We start from the raw sequence: 20,280 nt of genomic DNA, 5'->3' as shown, positions 1-20,280 counted from the left end.
GCTCGCGATGGCGGAGTATCAGCCAATGCATCAGGTGACTGATCTACCGCCATCGCGAGCAGGCTCACTCCTACAAGAGATTGCGTTGTTTTTTAGACACCCAGGTAATCAAGGATCCCTTCGGCGGCGTTGCGGCCTTCGAAGATCGCCGTTACCACCAGGTCGGAACCGCGCACCATGTCACCACCGGCAAAGATTTTCGGGTTGCTGGTCTGGTGCTTGTACTGACCTTGCTCAGGCGCGACAACGCGGCCCTGGCTGTCGGTCTGGATTTCGAACTGTTCGAACCACGGTGCCGGGCTCGGGCGGAAGCCGAACGCGATGACCACGGCGTCGGCCGGGATGATCTCTTCGGAACCCGGGATCGGCTCTGGGCTGCGACGGCCACGGGCGTCCGGTTCGCCGAGACGGGTCTCGACCACTTTAACGCCTTCGACCTTGTCTTCACCGACGATAGCGATCGGCTGGCGGTTGTAGAGGAATTTCACGCCTTCTTCCTTGGCGTTTTTCACCTCTTTGCGCGAGCCGGGCATGTTCGCTTCGTCACGACGATAAGCACAGGTCACCGATTTGGCGCCCTGACGGATCGACGTGCGGTTGCAGTCCATCGCCGTGTCGCCGCCGCCGAGTACCACGACCTTTTTGCCTTTCATGTCGACGAAATCTTCCGGCGACTTTTCAAAGCCCAGGTTGCGGTTGACGTTGGCGATCAGGAAGTCCAGTGCGTCATAAACGCCCGGCAGATCCTCACCGGCAAAGCCGCCCTTCATGTAGGTGTAAGTGCCCATACCCATGAACACCGCATCGTATTCGGCGAGCAGTTGTTCCATGGTCACGTCTTTGCCGACTTCGGTATTGAGACGGAACTCGATGCCCATGCCGGTGAAGACTTCGCGACGATTGCTCAGCACGGTCTTTTCCAGCTTGAACTCGGGGATGCCGAAGGTCAGCAAACCACCGATTTCCGGGTTCTTGTCGAACACCACCGGGGTCACGCCACCGCGTACCAGCACGTCGGCACAACCCAGGCCCGCCGGGCCCGCGCCGATGATCGCGACACGTTTGCCGGTCGGTTTGACCTTGGACATGTCCGGGCGCCAGCCCATGGCGAACGCGGTGTCGGTGATGTACTTCTCGACCGAACCGATGGTCACCGCACCGAAGCCGTCGTTAAGGGTGCAGGCACCCTCGCACAGACGATCCTGCGGACACACGCGGCCGCAGACTTCCGGCAGGGTGTTGGTCTGGTGCGACAGCTCGGCGGCCTGAAGGATGTTGCCCTCGGCCACCAGCTTCAGCCAGTTGGGAATGAAGTTGTGCACCGGGCACTTCCATTCGCAATACGGGTTGCCGCAACCCAGGCAGCGGTGGGCCTGATCGGCCGACTGCTGGGGTTTGAACGGTTCGTAGATTTCGACGAACTCTTTCTTGCGTTGACGCAACAGTTTCTTCTTCGGATCTTTGCGCCCGACATCGATGAACTGGAAGTCGTTATTCAGACGTTCAGCCATTGTTAAAACCTCATCAAACTCTTCAGGCGCATATCACTGCGGGTTGGCACGAGTGCTGGAAAGCAACGATTTCAGATTGGCAGCCTTAGGCTTGACCAGCCAGAAACGGCGCAGGTAGTCATCGAGGTTTTCGGCGAGTTCACGACCCCACTCGCTGTCAGTTTCCGCGACGTACTCGTTCAGCACGTTTTGCAGGTGGCTGCGATAGGCTTCCATCGCCTCGCCGCTGATCCGCTGGATTTCCACCAGTTCGTGGTTGACCCGGTCAACGAAGGCGTTGTCCTGATCGAGCACGTAGGCGAAACCACCGGTCATGCCAGAGCCGAAGTTGTAACCGGTCTTGCCCAGAACGCAGACAAAACCACCGGTCATGTACTCACAGCAGTGATCGCCAGTGCCTTCCACAACCGTGTGGGCACCGGAGTTACGCACGGCGAAACGCTCGCCTGCGGTGCCGGCGGCGAACAGCTTGCCGCCCGTCGCGCCGTACAGGCAGGTGTTGCCGATGATGGCGCTGTCCTGAGTCTTATAAACGCTGCCCTTCGGCGGCACGATGGTCAGTTTGCCACCGGTCATGCCTTTGCCGACGTAGTCGTTGGCATCGCCTTCGAGGTACATGTTCAGACCGCCGGCGTTCCACACACCGAAGCTCTGACCAGCCGTGCCTTTGAAGCGGAAGGTGATCGGCGCTTTCGCCATGCCCTGGTTGCCGTGCTTGCGCGCGATTTCGCCGGAGATCCGCGCGCCGATCGAACGGTCGCAGTTGCAGATATCCAGTTCGAACTCGGCGCCGCTCATGTCGTTGATCGCCGACGAGGCCATCTCGACCATTTTCTCGGCCAGCAAGCCTTTGTCGAACGGCGGGTTGCGCTCAACGCCGCAGAACTGAGGCTTATCTGCCGGGATGTGATCGCTGCCCAACAGCGGCGTCAGATCGAGGTGGTTCTGCTTGGCGGTCTGGCCTTCGAGGATTTCCAGCAGATCGGTACGACCGATCAGCTCTTCGAGGGAACGCACGCCGAGCTTGGCCAGCCACTCACGGGTTTCTTCGGCGACGTAAGTGAAGAAATTCACCACCATGTCGACGGTGCCGATGTAGTGGTCTTTACGTAGCTTCTCGTTCTGAGTCGCAACGCCGGTGGCGCAGTTGTTCAGGTGGCAGATACGCAGGTATTTGCAGCCCAGCGCGATCATTGGCGCAGTACCGAAGCCGAAGCTTTCAGCGCCGAGGATTGCAGCCTTGATCACGTCGAGGCCGGTTTTCAGGCCACCGTCGGTCTGCACCCGGACTTTGCCGCGCAGGTCGTTGCCGCGCAGAGTCTGGTGGGTTTCGGCGAGGCCGAGTTCCCACGGTGCGCCGGCGTATTTGATCGAAGTCAGCGGCGAAGCACCGGTGCCGCCGTCGTAGCCGGAGATGGTGATCAAGTCCGCATAGGCCTTGGCCACACCGGCGGCGATGGTGCCGACGCCCGCTTCAGCCACCAGCTTCACCGAAACCAGTGCCTTCGGGTTGACTTGCTTGAGGTCGAAAATCAGCTGCGACAAGTCTTCGATCGAGTAGATGTCGTGGTGCGGCGGCGGCGAAATCAAGGTCACGCCCGGCACTGCATAACGCAGCTTGGCGATCAGCCCGTTCACTTTACCGCCCGGCAGTTGCCCGCCTTCGCCCGGCTTGGCGCCTTGGGCGACCTTGATCTGCAGCACTTCGGCGTTGACCAGGTATTCCGGGGTTACGCCGAAACGGCCAGTCGCAACCTGCTTGATTTTCGAGCTCTTGATGGTGCCGTAACGCGCCGGGTCTTCACCACCTTCGCCGGAGTTGGAACGCGCACCGAGGCGGTTCATGGCTTCGGCCAAGGCTTCGTGAGCTTCCGGCGACAAGGCGCCCAGCGAGATACCGGCGGAGTCGAAGCGCTTGAGCACCGATTCCAGCGGCTCGATTTCACTGATATCCAGCGGCGTGTCGAGGGTCTTGACCTTGAACAGGTCGCGGATCATCGACACCGGACGGTTGTCCACCAGCGAGGTGTATTCCTTGAACTTGGCGTAGTCGCCCTGCTGCACGGCGGCTTGCAGGGTGTTGACCACGTCCGGGTTGTAGGCGTGATATTCGCCACCGTGGACGAACTTCAGCAGACCGCCCTGCTGGATCGGCTTGCGCGGACTCCAGGCTTCGCTGGCGAGTGCTTTCTGCTCGGCTTCGATGTCGACGAAACGCGCACCCTTGATGCGGCTCGGCACGCCACGGAAGCTCAGGTCGCAAACTTCTTCGGACAGGCCGATCGCTTCGAACAATTGTGCTCCGCGGTAGGAGGCGATGGTCGAGATACCCATCTTCGAGAGGATCTTCAGCAGACCTTTGGTGATGCCTTTGCGGTAGTTCTTGAACACCTCATAGAGGTCGCCCAGCACTTCACCGGTACGGATCAGGTCGCCCAGCACTTCGTACGCGAGGAACGGATAGACCGCCGAGGCGCCGAAACCGATCAGCACCGCAAAGTGATGCGGGTCACGGGCGGTCGCGGTTTCAACAAGGATGTTGGAATCGCAACGCAGGCCTTTTTCGGTCAGGCGGTGGTGCACGGCACCGGTCGCCAGCGAGGCGTGGATCGGCAGCTTGCCCGGGGCGATATGGCGGTCGCTCAGGACGATCTGGGTACGACCGGCGCGCACGGCTTCTTCAGCCTGATCGGCAACGTTGCGGATCGCCGCTTCGAGGCCGACGCTTTCGTCGTAATTGAGGTCGATGATCTGGCGCTCGAAACCCGGACGGTCGAGGTTCATCAGCGAGCGCCACTTGGCCGGCGAGATCACCGGCGAGCTGAGGATCACGCGCGAGGCGTGTTCCGGCGACTCCTGGAAAATGTTGCGCTCGGCACCGAGGCAGATTTCCAGCGACATCACGATCGCTTCACGCAGCGGGTCGATCGGCGGGTTGGTAACCTGCGCGAACTGCTGACGGAAATAGTCGTACGGCGTGCGCACGCGCTGCGAGAGCACGGCCATCGGCGTGTCGTCGCCCATCGAGCCCACGGCTTCGTAGCCTTGCTCGCCGAGCGGACGCAGGACCTGATCGCGCTCTTCGAACGTTACCTGATACATCTTCATGTATTGCTTGAGCTGATCGACGTCGTAGAAAGCCGAACCGTGGTCGTTGTCTTCCATGGTCGCCTGAATGCGCAGAGCGTTCTTGCGCAGCCATTGCTTGTACGGATGACGGGACTTCAGACGGTTATCGATCGCGTCGGTGTCGAGGATCTGCCCGGTTTCGGTGTCCACGGCGAAGATCTGGCCAGGGCCGACACGACCTTTGGCAATCACGTCTTCCGGCTTGTAGTCCCACACGCCGATTTCCGACGCGAGGGTGATGAAACCGTTGGTGGTGGTGACCCAACGCGCCGGGCGCAGACCGTTACGGTCGAGCAGGCACACCGCGTAACGACCGTCGGTCATTACCACGCCGGCCGGGCCGTCCCACGGCTCCATGTGCATCGAGTTGTACTCGTAGAACGCACGCAGATCCGGGTCCATGGTTTCAACGTTCTGCCACGCTGGCGGAATGATCATCCGCACGCCACGGAACAGGTCGATGCCACCGGTGACCATCAGTTCGAGCATGTTGTCCATGCTGGAAGAGTCGGAACCGACACGGTTAACCAGCGGGCCGAGTTCTTCCAGATCCATCAGATCGTTGCTGAACTTGGTGCGCCGGGCCTGCGCCCAGTTGCGGTTACCGGTGATGGTGTTGATCTCGCCGTTGTGGGCGAGGAAGCGGAATGGCTGAGCCAGCGGCCATTTCGGCAGGGTGTTGGTGGAGAAGCGCTGGTGGAAAACGCAGATCGCGGTTTGCAGGCGCTCGTCACTCAGGTCTGGATAAAACGCGGCCAGATCGGCCGGCATCATCAGGCCTTTATAGATGATGGTTTTGTGCGAAAAGCTGCAGATGTAGTGGTCGGAGTCGACGGCGTTGGACACCGACGAACGACGACGCGCACTGAACAGCTTCACGGCCATGTCCTGATCGCTCAGGCCTTCGCCGCCGATGTACACCTGCTCGATTTGCGGCAGGCGCTCAAGGGCCAGGCGGCCGAGGACGCTGGTGTCGATGGGCACTTTGCGCCAGCCGATCAACTGCAGGCCTTCAGCGAGGATCTCGCGGTTCATGTTTTCGCGAGCGGCTTCGGCCTTGGCCGGATCCTGGTTGAAGAAGACCATGCCCACCGCATATTGCTTGGGCAGCTCGACGCTGAAGGTTTCCTGGGCAATGGCTCGCAGGAACGCGTCAGGCTTCTGAATCAGCAGACCGCAACCGTCACCGGTCTTGCCGTCGGCATTAATCCCACCGCGGTGGGTCATGCAGGTCAGGGCCTCAATGGCCGTTTGCAAAAGGGTATGACTGGGCTCGCCCTGCATATGGGCTATCAGGCCGAAACCGCAGTTATCCTTGAATTCATCTGGTTGGTACAGACCTGCTTTCATAGACACTTTCTCACCAGGCTGCCTCTTGTCGAGGCAAATTTCTTTTCAATTCAACCACTTGCGATCCGCGCCGAACGTACGCCGGCTTAGCGGGGGCAAAAGGGTGGTCATTGTACACAGCGACACAGAGGCTCACAAATTTGACGACGAAATGTCGCAAATTCATGTCGCATTTGTGAAAGGTTTAAAGCGATCTGCTGTGCTAGTCAAAACTTTTTTAATTCTGACTGCAACGACTCAAAGACTACTATGACGCAGACACCACAAGGCACGCGACCTGGAAGGAAGCGCGCACTTGCAGAAATTTTGAGGTGCTTGGAGAGGCGGCCTGGGTAAGGCCGCCGAATCTTCAGCGAGTTGTTGCCAGTTCTTGTTGGACGCTGGCGACAGTGCGAGGCCAAGGTTTACCAGCCTGAACCTTCGCTGGCAAGGCCTTGATGGCAGAAACGGCCGCATCACGATTGGCGAAGTTGCCATAAGTGATCACGTAAAGCGGCTTGCCGTTGAGGACTTTCTTGAAATAACGGTACTCGCCGCCCTGCTCCTTGACGAAGTTTTGCGCGGCAGTTTCCGAGCTGGTGCCGAGGATCTGCACCACGTAGTTACCGGTCGGCTGACCGGCGTACCAGCTGCCACCGGCGGCTTTGGCCACGGTAACCGGCTTCTCGGCAGGCTTGGCAGCAGCGGCTGGCTTGGCCGGCGCTGGAGCCGGTTTCGCTGCAGGCGCTGCCGGAGCAGGCTTGGCGGTAGCAATTTGGGTTGGCGCTGGCGTCGGCTTCGCGGCCGGGGCTGGAGCCGGTGTTGGCGCAGGGCCAGCCGGAACGCCTGCCGGAGGTGCGGAAGTGGTGACGGTCGGCGGTGTGGCGCTGGAGCCTTCGACCGGCACGCCGTCGTCGCCTTCGGTGATGCCACCGGCGGCTTCAGCCAACGGGCCACGCATGACCGGTTGCGAGTTGCCGACCAGCGGCAGCGGCATCGGTTGGGTATTGCCGGCGAATTCGACGGAAGGATTAGCCCCGTTCGCCCCGCCCTGACCCAAAGGCAACTGCGCCTGTTCATTGGCAGGAGCGCCGGTAGTTGGTGTCTTGTTGCGACCCGGCATCAGCCAGGCGGCGGCGACCGCAACCACAACGACGGCAGAAATCGCCAATACGTGTTTCTTCGGCATGTTGAACCCCATACTTGGACGCTTGACCGCAGAGCGGCTGGCAATCATGACTTCGATCAGTGCATCGCGAGCGACCTGGTTGATGTTGCCCGGCCAACCCTCGGCGCTTTCGTGAATATCAGAGATCTGATCCGCGGTGAAAAGTTCGACACCACGGCCTGCACCTTCGAGCCGTTGGTCGAGATACTCGCGGGTCTCTTCTTCGGTGTACGGCTGCAATTCGATGACGTGGAAACGCTCTTCCTCAAGGTGCAAAGCCTCGAGTTGCGCGATCAGCGACGACTCACCAAACAGGAATACGTGCGGGCGACCTTCCGGTGCACCGGCACCCAGCGCCATCAGCGCTTCGAGGGCGGATTCGTCGAGTTGTTCGGCGTCATCCACCAGCAGATAGACTTCCTGACCGGTCAGCGCGAGTTGCACCACCTGATCCAGAATCGCGCCCACTTCGGCCTGAGCGACGTTCAGCGCCTGGGCAACCTGACGCAGCACACCGGCCGCATCACCGGCGCCACGGGCGGAAACCACCACGCTCTGTACCGATTGCTTGTTGGTGCTGGCGACCAGCGCCTGACGCAGCAAGGTCTTGCCGCTGCCTTGCGGGCCAGTCACGACCAGCAGCAACTGGCTGTAACGCGCCAGATGATGCAGCTGACCCAGCACTGGTTTGCGCTGGGCCGGGAAGAATTTAAAACCCGGCACTCGTGGCGCGAAGGGGTCGTGGCTTAACTGGAAATGGCCGAGGAACGCCTCGTCGGCATGCAAACTAGTCATTGGAATCTTTTCAACCTTTAAGCTGAGCCAGGGCGCGGTAATCCGCTCCCAGCGTGGCCTGTAGAACCTCTTTCGGATAATCGGCGGTCACTACCGCTTCGCCCATCCGGCGCAGCAGCACCAGGCGCAGACGACCGTCGATCACTTTTTTGTCGATTGCCATGTGTTCAAGAAAATCGGCTTCGGACATTTCTGTCGGCGGCACCACCGGCAGACCGGCGCGCTGGAACAGACGAATGCCGCGATCACGTTCCGCTTCGCTGATCCAGCCCAGACGCGCGGACATTTCCAGCGCCATCACCGTGCCAGCCGCGACGGCCTCACCATGCAACCAGACACCATAGCCCATGTGGGTCTCGATGGCGTGACCGAAGGTGTGACCGAGATTGAGGGTGGCGCGCACGCCGGTTTCTTTCTCGTCGGCGCCGACCACCGCAGCCTTGGCCGCGCAGGAACGCTCGATGGCGTAAGTCAGGGCTTTTTGATCGAGCGCACGCAGGGCGTCGACGTTGTCTTCGAGCCAGCCGAGGAACGGCTCGTCGCAAATCAGCCCGTACTTGATGACCTCTGCCAGACCGGCGGACAGTTCACGCTCGGGCAGGGTTTTCAGCGAGGCGGTATCGATCAGCACCACGTTCGGCTGATAGAACGCGCCGACCATGTTCTTGCCCAGCGGATGGTTGATACCGGTTTTGCCGCCCACCGACGAATCGACCTGGGACAGCAACGTCGTCGGGATCTGAATGAAGTCGACGCCGCGCTGATAGCAGGCGGCGGCGAAACCGGCCATGTCGCCGATCACACCGCCGCCGAGGGCGATCACGGTGGTGCGGCGGTCATGACGCGCGGTCAGCAGACCGTCGAAGATCAGTTGCAGGGTTTCCCAGTTCTTGAAGGCTTCGCCGTCCGGCAGCACCACGGAGATCACCGAGAACTGCGCGAGGCTGCGGGTCAGACGTTCGAGATAGAGCGGCGCAACGGTCTCGTTGGAGATGATTGCCACCTGCCGCCCATGGATATGCGGCGCCAGCAACTCGGGCTGATCCAACAAACCTTCGCCAATATGAATCGGGTAGCTGCGCTCGCCTAGATCGACCTTGAGTGTCTGCATGTGTCCCCACAGTGAAGATGGAAGCAGGCATCCTGCCCTGAATTATTGGTTATCTGCGGCCTATAGCGGGTATGACGCCGCTCGCCCGCCAGCCGCCACAACCGCGACGGGTTGTGACAGGACGCCGAGGATAGCGCATTTCGAGCGATGCTTTAACGGGGAGGAAGCTGCGCCAGACGCTCGAGAATGTCGAGCACTACCATGCGCGGCGGCCGTTCGTCGGTTTCCACCACCAGATCGGCGATTTCCCGATACAGCGGATCACGGATCGCCAGCAAATCGCGCAGGGTTTTCTCGGGATTGGCGGTGCGCAGCAACGGCCGATTGCGGTCGCGCGAGGTGCGGCCGACCTGCTGTTCGACGGAGGCGTGCAAATAGACCACGCGCCCGCCCTCATGCAGAGCCTTGCGATTGGCATCACGCATCACCGCGCCGCCGCCGGTCGCCAGCACCACGCCATCGAACTCGCACAGCTCGGCGATCATCGCCTGCTCACGGTCACGAAAGCCGGGCTCGCCTTCCTTATCGAAGATCCACGGGATATTGGCGCCCGTGCGCAGTTCAATTTCCTTGTCGGAATCTTTGAACGGCAGGCGCAGCTCTTTGGCCAGCAACCGGCCGATGGTGCTTTTACCAGCGCCCATCGGTCCTACAAGAATCAAATTTCGCACAGAATCAACGACTCACAGCAATCGCCTGGTTATTCATGATACGCGGAGTGAGAAATACCAGCAGCTCGGATTTTTTCTCCGAAACCACATCACGCCGGAAAAGGCGGCCAAGATACGGCACATCGCCAAGAAATGGCACCTTATCTACGACCTTGCTTTGAGTATTTGAGAAAACACCACCAATCACGATGGTTTCGCCATCGTTGACCAGCACCTTGGCGTTGACCTCGTTTTTCTTGATCGGCGGCACATCCTGCACTTTGTTCAGGTAGTCCGGCTCATCCTTGGTGACCTTGACCTCCATGATGATGCGGTTATCGGGGGTGATCTGCGGCGTCACTTCCAGCGACAAAGACGCCTCTTTGAACGACACCGAAGTCGCGCCGCTGGAGCTGGCTTCCTGATACGGAATCTCGGTGCCCTTGAGGATTTTCGCGGTTTCCTTGTCGGAAGTAACAACCTTCGGTTGCGAAACGATTTCACCGTTGCCGGTCTTTTCCATCGCCGTCAGTTCGAGATCGAGCAAGACGTTGTCAGTAATAAAGGCGATGCCAATCCCAGAGGTGTTGCCGACCGTGCCCATATCGACGAACGGCGAGTTGGTGCTGGTGCTGCCCGGCGTGCCAATGGTGGTCGATGAGCCGTTGACCCCGGAGGCGTTCCAGTTGCCCTTGTTCTGAATCGAGCCGCCCCAGCGCACGCCGAGGCTTTTGTCGTAATCGACGTTGGCCTCAACGATTCGGGCTTCGATCATCACCTGACGCACCGGAATATCCAGTTGCGCCACGATCCGTCGCAGCTCGTCGAGGCGATCCTGGGTCTGGTAGGCGATGATGTTGTTGGTGCGCTCATCGACGGTGATCGAACCGCGCTCGTCGATTTTCGCCTCGGCGCTGGTCACCGACTGGAACAGCTTGGCGATGTCTGCTGCCTTGGCGTAATTCACTTGCAGCAATTCACGACGCAGCGGCGCCAGTTCGGCGATCTGCTTCTGCGACTCCAGTTCCTGGCGCTCGCGGGCGGCAATTTCATCGGCGGGCGCGACCAGCAGCACGTTGCCGATTTTGCGTTTATCCAGCCCTTTGGTTTTCAGCACCAGATCCAGCGCCTGATCCCACGGCACGTTTTGCAGGCGCAAGGTAATGCCGCCCTGCACCGTGTCACTGGCGACCAGATTGAGGTTGGTGAAATCGGCGATCAGTTGCAGCACCGAGCGCACGTCGATGTCCTGGAAATTCAGCGAGAGCTTTTCACCGACGTAAGCCTGGCGATCAGCATTGCGTTTTTGCAGGTCGTCGACGGTCATCGGCCGGACGCTGACGGTCAGTTTGTTGTCGGTCTGGAAAGTTGAATAGTCGTAAGTGCCGCCGGGCTCGACGGTGATGATCGCGCGATCACCGCTGACGCTGGAATTGACGAACTGCACCGGGGTGGCGAAATCCTTGACGTCGAGGCGTACGCGCAGCTTTTCCGGCAATTGCGTGCGGGCGAAGCTGAGGATGATTTTGCCGTCATGCTCCTGAATATCCGGGGCAATGGTCGGGTCGGACAGATCGATGACCACATTGCCTTCGCCCGCCGTACCACGTTGAAAGTCGACGCCGCGAATGGCTTTGGTTTTTGCGACATAGGGTTTTATCGGTACCGCAACAGGCGTAATGCGCGGCGCGGCAACGGGACGCGGTGCTGCGGCCGGAGCACCTTGCCCCACCACCACGAACAGATTATTGCCCTCGACCCGCGTGTCATACGGCGCCAGTTGCGTCAGGCTGACGATCAGTCGCGTGCGATCCTTGGCCTCAACCACCGTCGCCGTGCGCGCATTACCGCTGCCTAGATCGAGACTCTTGCTGGCCAATTGGCTGGCAACCCCGGGCAAGTCCAGAGCAATCCGCGCCGGCGATTCAGTGGTATAGCCCTTGGGCTGCGGTGGCGGGCCGTCGAACGACAGCTTCAGCTCGACGCGATCACCCGGCAAGGCCGCCACGTCCAGCGTCTTCAGATTGGCCGCAATAACCATCGGCGACAACAACGCTATCCATAGCGAAAAACCGAGGGTGGAGAAAATCCTGTTCATTGTTCGACTTCCACTATGAGTGCTCTTTCAAAGGAATGGTGCGCGGACGTTCCAGCCAGGCCCCTTCGCCATCGGGAACGATCTCGACCACATCGACCTGGGTGGCGCTGATCGAGACGATGCGTCCGTCATTGCGCCCCAGGTAGTCGCCGACCTTCATCCGGTGCACGCCGCCGGCTCCGCGCAACAGCGCGAAAGAGCCGCCGGCATTGGAGATGGTGCCGACCATTTCAAACTGCTCGATGTTGAAACCTTCGAGGTATTGCTTGACCCGATTGGGGTCGGGTTTGACGTTGCGCGAACCCTGTTTTTGCCCGGCCAGATCGATGCGCACCTGACGCGAGAACGGGCTGCGCAGGTTGGCGGCGCTGTAAGTGAATGTGGGGTAAGACCGAAATGTCGGGGTTGGTTCAATTTTCCCCGGCGGGCGCAGTCGCACTTCATTCATGTAGGCATCAAGGTCGCTGAAGTCATTGCCGCCACCACAACCATTGAGCGCGAGCAGTGCCATCGACAGGGCCAAATAGCGTGGCGGGCTCATTTTTGCAGCCCCTTGTCGTTATAGCGGTACGTCTTGGCGAGGATGTTCATGCGCAGCTTCGTCCCGCCTTCGGGATTGGCTGGCGCCAGTTCGAAATCATGCAGGGTGACGATGCGCGGCAACCCGGCGACGCCGCTGACGAAAGTCGCGAGATCGTGATAGGCGCCAGTCACGGTGATCTGGATCGGCAACTCGATGTAGAACTGCTGGGTGACCTCCGGCAGCAATTTGATCTCTTCAAATTCCAGACCGCTGCCCAGACCGGTGCGGGTGATGTCTTCGAGCAGGCCCGGCACTTCGGTGTCGCTGGGCAACTGCCGCAACAGCACGCCGAAGGAGTTTTCCATCTCCTTCATCTGTTGGGTGTACAGCTCGAGATTGGCCGAGACATGCGCCTTGCTGGCGAACTGCTCCTTGAGCGTGGCTTCTTCTTCGCGCTTGAGTTCGAGTTGGTCTTGCATGTCGCTGATGAAAAAGTTGTAGCCCAGCGCGAGCACCAGAATCATCAGCAATGCGCCGGCCATGGCTTTTACCGCCGCTGGCCACGAGCCGATGTTGCTGGTGTCGAGGTCGTTGAAGTCGATGTTGCGCAGGCTCTCCAGCCATTCGGACGGCTTCATGGCTCGTCCTCCGTCGTCTTCGGCTGAGTCTGACGAACGGTTAACTGGAAGACGTTGGCCTGTTCCACTTGATCGGCGGAGGTGGCTTTGACTTCATTGAGGCTCGGCGCATCGAACCAGTCGGAGGCGTCAAGATTGCGCATCAACTCGGAGACACGGTTGTTCGACTCCGCCGCGCCACTGATCGACAGGGTTTTGCCGAGCATTTTCACTTGGGTGAAATACACGCCGTCGGGCAGTGTCCGCGCCAGTTGATCGAAGATCCGCCCGCTGACCTGCCGGTTGCCCTGCAAGTCCTGGATGATGCGCATGCGTTCGACCAGTTGCTGGCGATGGGCCTTGAGTTCACTGATCTGCTTGATCCGTTCGTCGACCACGGCAATTTGTTTGCCGATGTAATCGTTGCGCGCCACTTGTCGATCGATCGCCGCGCTGATCACCTGATCGGCGATAAACACTGCGCCCACCGAACCGACGATGACCCCGGTCAGCGCCAGCAGGAAGCGTTTGCGCCGCTCTTCACGGCGCTCCTCGCGCCACGGTAAAAGGTTGATCCGCGCCATCAGTCAAAACTCCTGAGCGCGAGCCCGCAGGCAATCATCAGGGCCGGCGCATCACTGGCCAGGGCGCCAGCGTTGACCTTGCTGCTCAGGGACATGTCGGAAAACGGATTGGCCACTTGCGTCGGCGTATTCAAGCGCTGTTCGATGAGGCGATCGAGCCCCGCCACCGACGCCGTGCCGCCGGCCAGCAGAATGTGATCGACGGCGTTGTACTGCCCGGAGGCGAAGAAAAACTGCAGCGAGCGCGACACTTGCTGCACCAGCGCTTCGCGAAACGGTTGCAGGACTTCGCTGACATAGTCGTCGGGCAAGCCGCCCTGCTTTTTCGCCAGCCCCGCCTGTTCGACGGTCAGGCCGTAACGGCGCTGGATTTCCTCAGTCAGCTGACGCCCGCCGAACAGTTGCTCGCGGGTATAAATGATTTTGCCGTTGTGCAAAACGCTGAGGGTGGTCATGGTCGCGCCGATGTCGACCACTGCCACGGTGAGGCGCTCTTGCGAGGCGGCGAGTTGCGTGGAGAGCAGGCCGAACGAGCGCTCCAGCGCGTAGGCCTCGACGTCCACCACCCGCGCAGTGAGCCCGGCGAGGGCCAGCGCCGCTTCGCGGACTTCGACGTTTTCCTTGCGACAGGCGGCCAGCAACACGTTGACCCGTTCTGGATTGCGCGGCGAAACGCCCTGGACTTCGAAATCGATGGCGACTTCATCCAAGGGATAGGGAATGTATTGGTCGGCTTCGATTTTGAGCTGGTTTTCCAGTTCGTCGTCGGAAAGTCCGGCGTCCATTTCGATGACTTTGGTAATCACCGCTGATCCGGCCACCGCCACCGCCACGCTTTTGAGCCCGGTGCGCGCCTTGACCAGCACCCGGCTGAGGGCTTGGCCCACGCCTTCGAGTTCGGCGATGTTTTTTTCGACCACGGCATTCGCCGGCAACGGCTCTACCGCGTACGCCTCGACCCGGTAGCGATCGCCCTGACGGCTCAGCTCCAGCAGTTTTACCGAGGTGGAGCTGATGTCGATCCCCAGTAACGTATTGGTCTTTTTATTGAAGAGTCCTAGCACTACCAATTCCCTATGACTTTCCGTGAGTTACGGACTCTGTAATACGCATTGCGTTCCCTGACCCCACCTTGACAGACGCGCCAATGACGCCTCCGGCGGAAAAGTGCTTATAATGCCCAGCGATTTTTTCCGCTTTTTACTGCCTGCGCGGGCGTTCTGTGTGTAGCCGGAACCCCGTCGCCAAATTCATTCTTTGCCCTGGATGTCCAAACGCCTTGATTCGTCTGCTGAAATTTTTCGGTTGGTCCATCGTCGCCGTTTTCTGCGGACTGCTTTTAGGTCTCAGCGGCGCCTATCTTTACCTTAGTCCGGGTTTGCCTTCTGTGGAGGCCCTGAGAAGCATTCAGTTGCAGATTCCATTGCGGGTCTACAGCAGCGACAACAAGTTGATCGCAGAATTTGGCGAAATGCGCCGGACTCCGATCCGTTTCGCCGACATTCCCCCCAATTTCATTAATGCGTTACTAAGTGCTGAAGACGACAACTTCGCCAATCACTATGGCGTCGATCCGAGCAGCCTGATGCGCGCCGCGACGCAATTGGTCAAAAGCGGCCACATTCAGTCCGGCGGCAGCACCATCACCATGCAGGTGGCGAAGAACTTCTTCCTGACCAGCGAACGCAGCTTCTCGCGCAAAACCACCGAAATCCTTCTGGCCCTGCAGATCGAGCGACAGCTGACCAAGGATGAAATCCTTGAGCTGTACGTGAACAAGATCTATCTGGGTAACCGCGCCTACGGCATCGAGGCGGCGGCGCAGGTGTATTACGGCAAGTCGATCCGCGACATCAGCCTTGCGCAGATGGCGATGATCGCCGGCCTGCCGAAAGCCCCGTCGCGCTTCAACCCGCTGGCCAACCCGACGCGCAGTAAAGAACGCCGCGACTGGATCCTCGGGCGCATGTACAAGCTCGGCAAGATCACCGAAGCGGATTACACCGCTGCGATCAACGAACCGCTGAACGCCAGTTATCACGTGCCGACCCCGGAAGTGAACGCACCGTACATCGCCGAAATGGCCCGTGCCGAAATGGTCGGCCGTTATGGCAGCGACGCCTATACCGAAGGTTTCCGCGTCACCACTACGGTACCGAGCAATCTGCAGGAAATGGCCAACACCGCGCTGCACGAAGGTTTGATGACCTACGACCAGCGTCACGGCTACCGTGGCCCCGAGTCGCGCCTGCCGGGCAAGACCCGCGAAGCCTGGGCCAGCGAGCTGACCAAACAACGCACCATCAGCAGCCTCGAACCGGCGATCGTCACGCAAGTCGACAAGAACGGCCTGCAAGTGCTGACCCGCACCGGTGAAGAACACGTGGCCTGGGACACCATGAAATGGGCGCGCCCGTTCCTCAATACCAACAGCATGGGCCCGAATCCGCGTCAGCCGTCGGATGTTGCGCAGGTTGGCGATCTGGTTCGTGTGCAGCGTCAGAAAGACAATTCGCTGAAATTCAGCCAGATCCCGCAGGCGCAAGGCGCGCTGGTCTCGCTGGATCCGCAGAACGGCGCAATCCGCTCGCTGGTCGGTGGTTTCGCTTTCGAGCAGAGCAACTACAACCGCGCCATGCAGGCCAAGCGTCAGCCGGGTTCGAGCTTCAAGCCATTCGTTTATAGCGCCGCGCTGGACAGCGGCTACACCGCCGCGACGCTGGTCAACGACGCGCCGATCGTGTTTGTCGACGAGTACCTGGACAAGGTCTGGCGTCCGAAGAACGACACCAATACCTTCCTCGGCCCGATCCGCTTGCGTGAAGGTTTGTACAAATCGCGCAACCTGGTGTCGATCCGTTTGCTGCAAGCGATGGGCGTGAGCAAGACCATCGACTACATCAGCCGCTTCGGCTTCAACAAGCAAGATCTGCCGCCGAACCTGTCGCTGGCACTGGGTACTGCGACGCTGACGCCAATGGAGATCGCGACCGGTTGGAGCACGTTCGCCAACGGTGGCTACAAGATCACACCATATGTGATCGACAAGATCGAAAGCCGTAACGGCGACACGCTGTTCGTCGCCAACCCGCCGACCGTGCCGCAGGGCGCTGCGGCAACGGACGGCATTGCCGCGCCGCACACTGACGCGATCACGGTCAACGCTACGCCGGGTGAAGCACCGGGCACTGCGGCGGCACCGCAAACGCCTGCCGTGGCCGAGCGCATCGTTGATGGCCGCACCACGTACATCCTCAACAGCATGTTGCAGGACGTGATCAAGCTCGGCACCGGCCGTCGCGCGCTGGCCATGGGTCGCAGCGACATCGCCGGCAAAACCGGTACCACCAACGAATCGAAGGATGCGTGGTTCTCCGGATACAACGCCGATTACGTGACCACGGTCTGGACGGGCTTCGACCAGCCGGAAAGCCTTGGTCGTCGCGAGTTCGGTGGCACGGTGGCACTGCCAATCTGGATGAATTACATGTCGGCGGCGCTGAAGGACAAGCCACCGCACGTGCAGCCTGAGCCGGAAGGTTTGTTGAGCCTGCGTGTGGATCCGGTGAGTGGCCGTGCGGCGACGCCGAGCACGCCGGGGGCGTACTTCGAGCTGTTCAAGGCTGAGGATACCCCGCCATCGGTGAATGAGCTGGGTAACGGCGCTGTACCAGGCAGCCCGCTGCCGGCGGATGAACAGGCGCCGATCGACTTGTTCTGATCCAGCGGTACTAAAAACCCCCGCCTTCGTGAGAAGTGCGGGGCTTTTTTATGGCTGAAGATCAAGGGCCCCTCACCCTAGCCCTCTCCCGGAGGGAGAGGGGACTGATTGGGGGATATTGGTGAGTGATGCCGACCTGAACGTGCTGTGTTGAATCCATAGGCGCTAACTCACTTTCAGGTCGGTGTATCTCGCGAATCTTCCACGGTCAGTCCCCTCTCCCTCCGGGAGAGGATTAGGGTGAGGGGCTCTTGATCTCCAGACAATAAAAAGCCCCGGCTCTCACGAGCCAGGGCTTTCGGTTGAGGCGTTACAACGGCTTAGCCGTTGAACACGTCATCCACGCTTTTCAGCGGGTAGTTCTTCGGATACGGCAGGGTTGCCACACCAGTCTCGATCGCGGCTTTAGCCACAGCGTCGGAGATCAGGGTGATCAGGCGCTTGTCCATTGGCTTCGGAATGATGTACTCACGGCCGAATTCCAGCGGAGCACCGCCGTAGGCATCGCACACGTCCTGTGGCACTGGCAGTTTGGCCAGTTCACGCAGGGCGTTGGCGGCAGCCACTTTCATTTCTTCGTTGATGCGCTTGGCGCGAACGTCCAGGGCACCACGGAAGATGAACGGGAAGCCCAGTACGTTGTTGACCTGGTTCGGGTAGTCCGAACGGCCGGTGGCCATGATCACGTCGTTACGGGTGGCGTGTGCCAGTTCCGGGGAGATTTCCGGATCCGGGTTCGAGCACGCGAACACGATCGGGTTGGCCGCCATCGACAGCAGGCCTTCAGGGCTCAGCAGGTTCGGGCCGGACAGACCGACGAACACGTCAGCGCCTTGCAGAGCGTCAGCCAGGCTGCGCTTCTCGGTGGCGTGAGCGAATACCGCTTTGTACTGGTTCAGGTCGTCACGGCCGGAGTGGATCACGCCGGTACGGTCAACCATGAAGATGTTTTCGATGCGAGCGCCCATGCTCACCAGCAACTTCATGCAGGAGATGGCGGCAGCGCCGGCGCCCAGGCAAACGATCTTGGCATCAGCCAGGGTTTTGCCTGCGATTTCCAGGGCGTTGATCATGCCGGCAGCGGTCACGATCGCGGTACCGTGCTGGTCATCGTGGAATACCGGAATGTCGCACTGCTCGATCAGAGCACGTTCGATCTCAAAGCACTCTGGTGCCTTGATGTCTTCCAGGTTGATGCCACCGAAAGTGATGGAGATGCGTTTTACGGTGTCGATGAAGGCTTGCGGGCTTTCGGAGTCGACTTCGATGTCGAAAACGTCGATGCCGGCGAAGCGCTTGAACAGTACGCCTTTACCTTCCATCACTGGCTTGGACGCCAATGGGCCGAGGTTACCCAGGCCGAGAATCGCGGTGCCATCGGAAATGACTGCAACCAGGTTGCCCTTGCCGGTGTATTTGTAGGCCAGTTCAGGATCGCGAGCGATCTCACGCACTGGTTCAGCTACGCCGGGGCTGTAGGCCAGCGACAAGTCGCGAGCGGTAGCAGTGGCCTTGGTGAGCTCGACACTCAGCTTCCCTGGACGAGGATTGGCATGATATTCGAGAGCGGCAGTTTTCAGATCAGACATTTTGGCATTCCGCTTTTTACTGTTGGACAGACTGGTCAGCGAGGATACGCGCCTCGCAAAGTCCCCACAAGACTGAGCGGTCACCCCTGTCAAGCGCCCTGCCCTACGACTTTGGGCCAAGAGCCACGGCGCACAAGGGCTGGACTGTTCACAATCGACAGAAAAAATGTCTACAATTTTATTTCAGCGTGCGCTTTGCAACATTGCAGGATCTGTCAGCGGAAGCAGCCAACGCGGCTGTCCCTGTTTCAAGCCGCCGCGCCGTGATCGATCAACAATCCAGCCGCGCACCTCGATCTGCTTGCCCTTCAACGCCTGCAATCGGGCATTGCCGAATTGTCCGACCAGATTGGGTGCAACGCGCAATACAAGCGCACCCTGCAACTCGATCCAGGTTCCGCCACGATTGCGCTGAACCTTGCTCACACGGCCACTGACCACGGCGAAACCGGAACGCTGGATCTGCGCCGCTTTCAGCACCGGCGACTGCCGCCAGAGACCCCGGCCAGCCTGTCGCGCACTGCGCTCGGCGGCTTGCTGACACGTAACCAAATCGATATTCGGCGCGACCGCGACCTGAAAACCGAGGCCATCGGCGAGCATCTGCGCTTCAAGATTGGCGCCGCTGGCGCTGTAGAGGTGCGCGAGCGTGCGGCCGTAGTGATCTTTCGTCTGCTTGCCGAGGCGCAAACCGAGCTGTCCATTGCTGTCGGCCACTAATGATTCCAGACGTTTGCGCGCCGCCACCGCGAACGGCTCGTCACTGCGGCCCTGCTTGCCCAGCTCAGGTGTATTGAGGCCGATCATCCGCACACTGCGCCCGTCGCTCAGGCGCACGGTGTCGCCATCGACCACGCGCTGCACCGTGACGCGGGTCAGCCCTACGGGCGTGGGGCAGAACGCCTGCGCGGCGGACAGCCAAATCGCAGACACAAAAAAGGCGCCCACAAGGGACGCCTTTTTCAGCAATGAGGAAAAGCCCATCGGGCCTTTCAACTTTACTCTGCAGCAGCAGGCTTCTTGCCGAAAGCACCGAAACGGTCTGCGAAGCGCTGAACGCGGCCGCCAGTGTCCAGAGTCTTTTGCTTACCGGTGTAGAACGGGTGGCATTCGTTGCAAACGTCGATCGCCAGAGGCTTGGCCAGGTTCGAACGAGTTTCGAACTTGTTGCCACAGCTGCAGGTAACTGCGGTGACTTCGTATGTTGGATGAATATCAGCTTTCATGATGTCTTCCTCAGGCTGCGTGCCGCCATCCAACACGATTGTTGAATACCGCACGTAATTAGGCCGCGGATTCTACCAGACCTTTTAAATCACGCAAGCTGTCACCGAGACCGACCGTCTGCTAGGCTCCCGACCTTGAACGCATTCCCCTGTGGGAGCGGGCTTGCTCGCGAATGCGTTGTGCCAGTCAATGATTTAGCGCCTGACACGCCGCATTCGCGAGCAAGCC

Annotated in this window: 14 protein-coding genes; 1 reads left to right on the top strand and 13 read right to left on the bottom strand. The window is 60.0% G+C overall.

Annotated elements, in window-relative coordinates; translation table 11 throughout:
* Positions 1 to 92: 92 nt before the first annotated feature.
* From QMX93_RS23135 to QMX93_RS23090, 10 genes are all read right to left on the bottom strand, one after another.
* A complete protein-coding gene (locus tag QMX93_RS23135; protein ID WP_007909438.1) occupies positions 93 to 1,511 on the bottom strand; it encodes an FAD-dependent oxidoreductase in 1,419 nt (472 codons plus the stop codon).
* Between the two features lie 33 nt (positions 1,512 to 1,544).
* Positions 1,545 to 5,990 (bottom strand): glutamate synthase large subunit, encoded by a 4,446-nt coding sequence (gene gltB, locus QMX93_RS23130; RefSeq protein ID WP_282358103.1) that lies wholly within the window; start codon positions 5,988 to 5,990, stop codon positions 1,545 to 1,547.
* A gap of 349 nt (positions 5,991 to 6,339) precedes the next feature.
* Positions 6,340 to 7,932: an AAA family ATPase gene (locus tag QMX93_RS23125; protein WP_159811627.1), complete on the bottom strand. Its 1,593-nt coding sequence runs from the start codon at positions 7,930 to 7,932 to the stop codon at positions 6,340 to 6,342.
* A 10-nt stretch (positions 7,933 to 7,942) separates the two neighbouring features.
* Complete coding sequence (aroB, locus tag QMX93_RS23120; RefSeq protein WP_282358102.1) at positions 7,943 to 9,043, bottom strand: 3-dehydroquinate synthase; 1,101 nt, start codon at positions 9,041 to 9,043, stop codon at positions 7,943 to 7,945.
* Positions 9,044 to 9,195: 152 nt separating this feature from the next.
* Positions 9,196 to 9,714, bottom strand: coding sequence for a shikimate kinase AroK (aroK, locus tag QMX93_RS23115; protein WP_053116652.1), 519 nt, complete (start codon positions 9,712 to 9,714; stop codon positions 9,196 to 9,198).
* A 4-nt stretch (positions 9,715 to 9,718) separates the two neighbouring features.
* Positions 9,719 to 11,791: a type IV pilus secretin PilQ gene (pilQ, locus tag QMX93_RS23110; protein ID WP_212544825.1), complete on the bottom strand. Its 2,073-nt coding sequence runs from the start codon at positions 11,789 to 11,791 to the stop codon at positions 9,719 to 9,721.
* Between the two features lie 13 nt (positions 11,792 to 11,804).
* Positions 11,805 to 12,332 carry a pilus assembly protein PilP gene (locus QMX93_RS23105; RefSeq protein ID WP_282358101.1) on the bottom strand — a complete coding sequence of 176 codons (528 nt, stop codon included), beginning with the start codon at positions 12,330 to 12,332 and terminating at the stop codon, positions 11,805 to 11,807.
* Positions 12,329 to 12,952, bottom strand: a complete 624-nt coding sequence (pilO, locus tag QMX93_RS23100) for a type 4a pilus biogenesis protein PilO (protein WP_212544823.1) — start codon at positions 12,950 to 12,952, stop codon at positions 12,329 to 12,331. The genes QMX93_RS23105 and pilO overlap by 4 nt, the downstream gene beginning before the upstream one ends.
* Positions 12,949 to 13,515, bottom strand: a complete 567-nt coding sequence (locus QMX93_RS23095; RefSeq protein WP_053116648.1) for a PilN domain-containing protein — start codon at positions 13,513 to 13,515, stop codon at positions 12,949 to 12,951. Before QMX93_RS23095 ends, pilO begins: the two co-directional genes overlap by 4 nt.
* On the bottom strand, positions 13,515 to 14,579 hold the full coding sequence (locus QMX93_RS23090) for a pilus assembly protein PilM (RefSeq protein ID WP_282358100.1): 1,065 nt from the start codon (positions 14,577 to 14,579) through the stop codon (positions 13,515 to 13,517). The genes QMX93_RS23095 and QMX93_RS23090 overlap by 1 nt, the downstream gene beginning before the upstream one ends.
* A gap of 215 nt (positions 14,580 to 14,794) precedes the next feature.
* On the opposite strand from QMX93_RS23090, the gene QMX93_RS23085 reads away from it, so the two are divergent.
* A complete protein-coding gene (locus QMX93_RS23085) occupies positions 14,795 to 17,236 on the top strand; it encodes a penicillin-binding protein 1A (protein WP_212549928.1) in 2,442 nt (813 codons plus the stop codon).
* 320 nt (positions 17,237 to 17,556) lie between these two features.
* Here the strand turns inward: QMX93_RS23085 and QMX93_RS23080 are convergent, their stop codons facing one another.
* From QMX93_RS23080 to rpmE, 3 genes are all read right to left on the bottom strand, one after another.
* The gene (locus QMX93_RS23080) at positions 17,557 to 18,825 is read right to left on the bottom strand and encodes a malic enzyme-like NAD(P)-binding protein (RefSeq protein WP_212544820.1); all 1,269 of its coding nucleotides are present in this window, start codon (positions 18,823 to 18,825) and stop codon (positions 17,557 to 17,559) included.
* A 183-nt stretch (positions 18,826 to 19,008) separates the two neighbouring features.
* Complete coding sequence (locus tag QMX93_RS23075; RefSeq protein ID WP_282358099.1) at positions 19,009 to 19,809, bottom strand: thermonuclease family protein; 801 nt, start codon at positions 19,807 to 19,809, stop codon at positions 19,009 to 19,011.
* Between the two features lie 14 nt (positions 19,810 to 19,823).
* Positions 19,824 to 20,051: a 50S ribosomal protein L31 gene (gene rpmE, locus QMX93_RS23070; RefSeq protein WP_053116643.1), complete on the bottom strand. Its 228-nt coding sequence runs from the start codon at positions 20,049 to 20,051 to the stop codon at positions 19,824 to 19,826.
* Positions 20,052 to 20,280 lie beyond the last annotated feature (229 nt).

Source organism: Pseudomonas sp. PS01303, assembly GCF_029959385.1.
Taxonomy (GTDB): Bacteria; Pseudomonadota; Gammaproteobacteria; order Pseudomonadales; family Pseudomonadaceae; genus Aquipseudomonas; species Aquipseudomonas rustica.
Note: the sequence above shows the minus strand (reverse complement) of the source record. Positions and strands in the feature narration are given on the sequence as shown.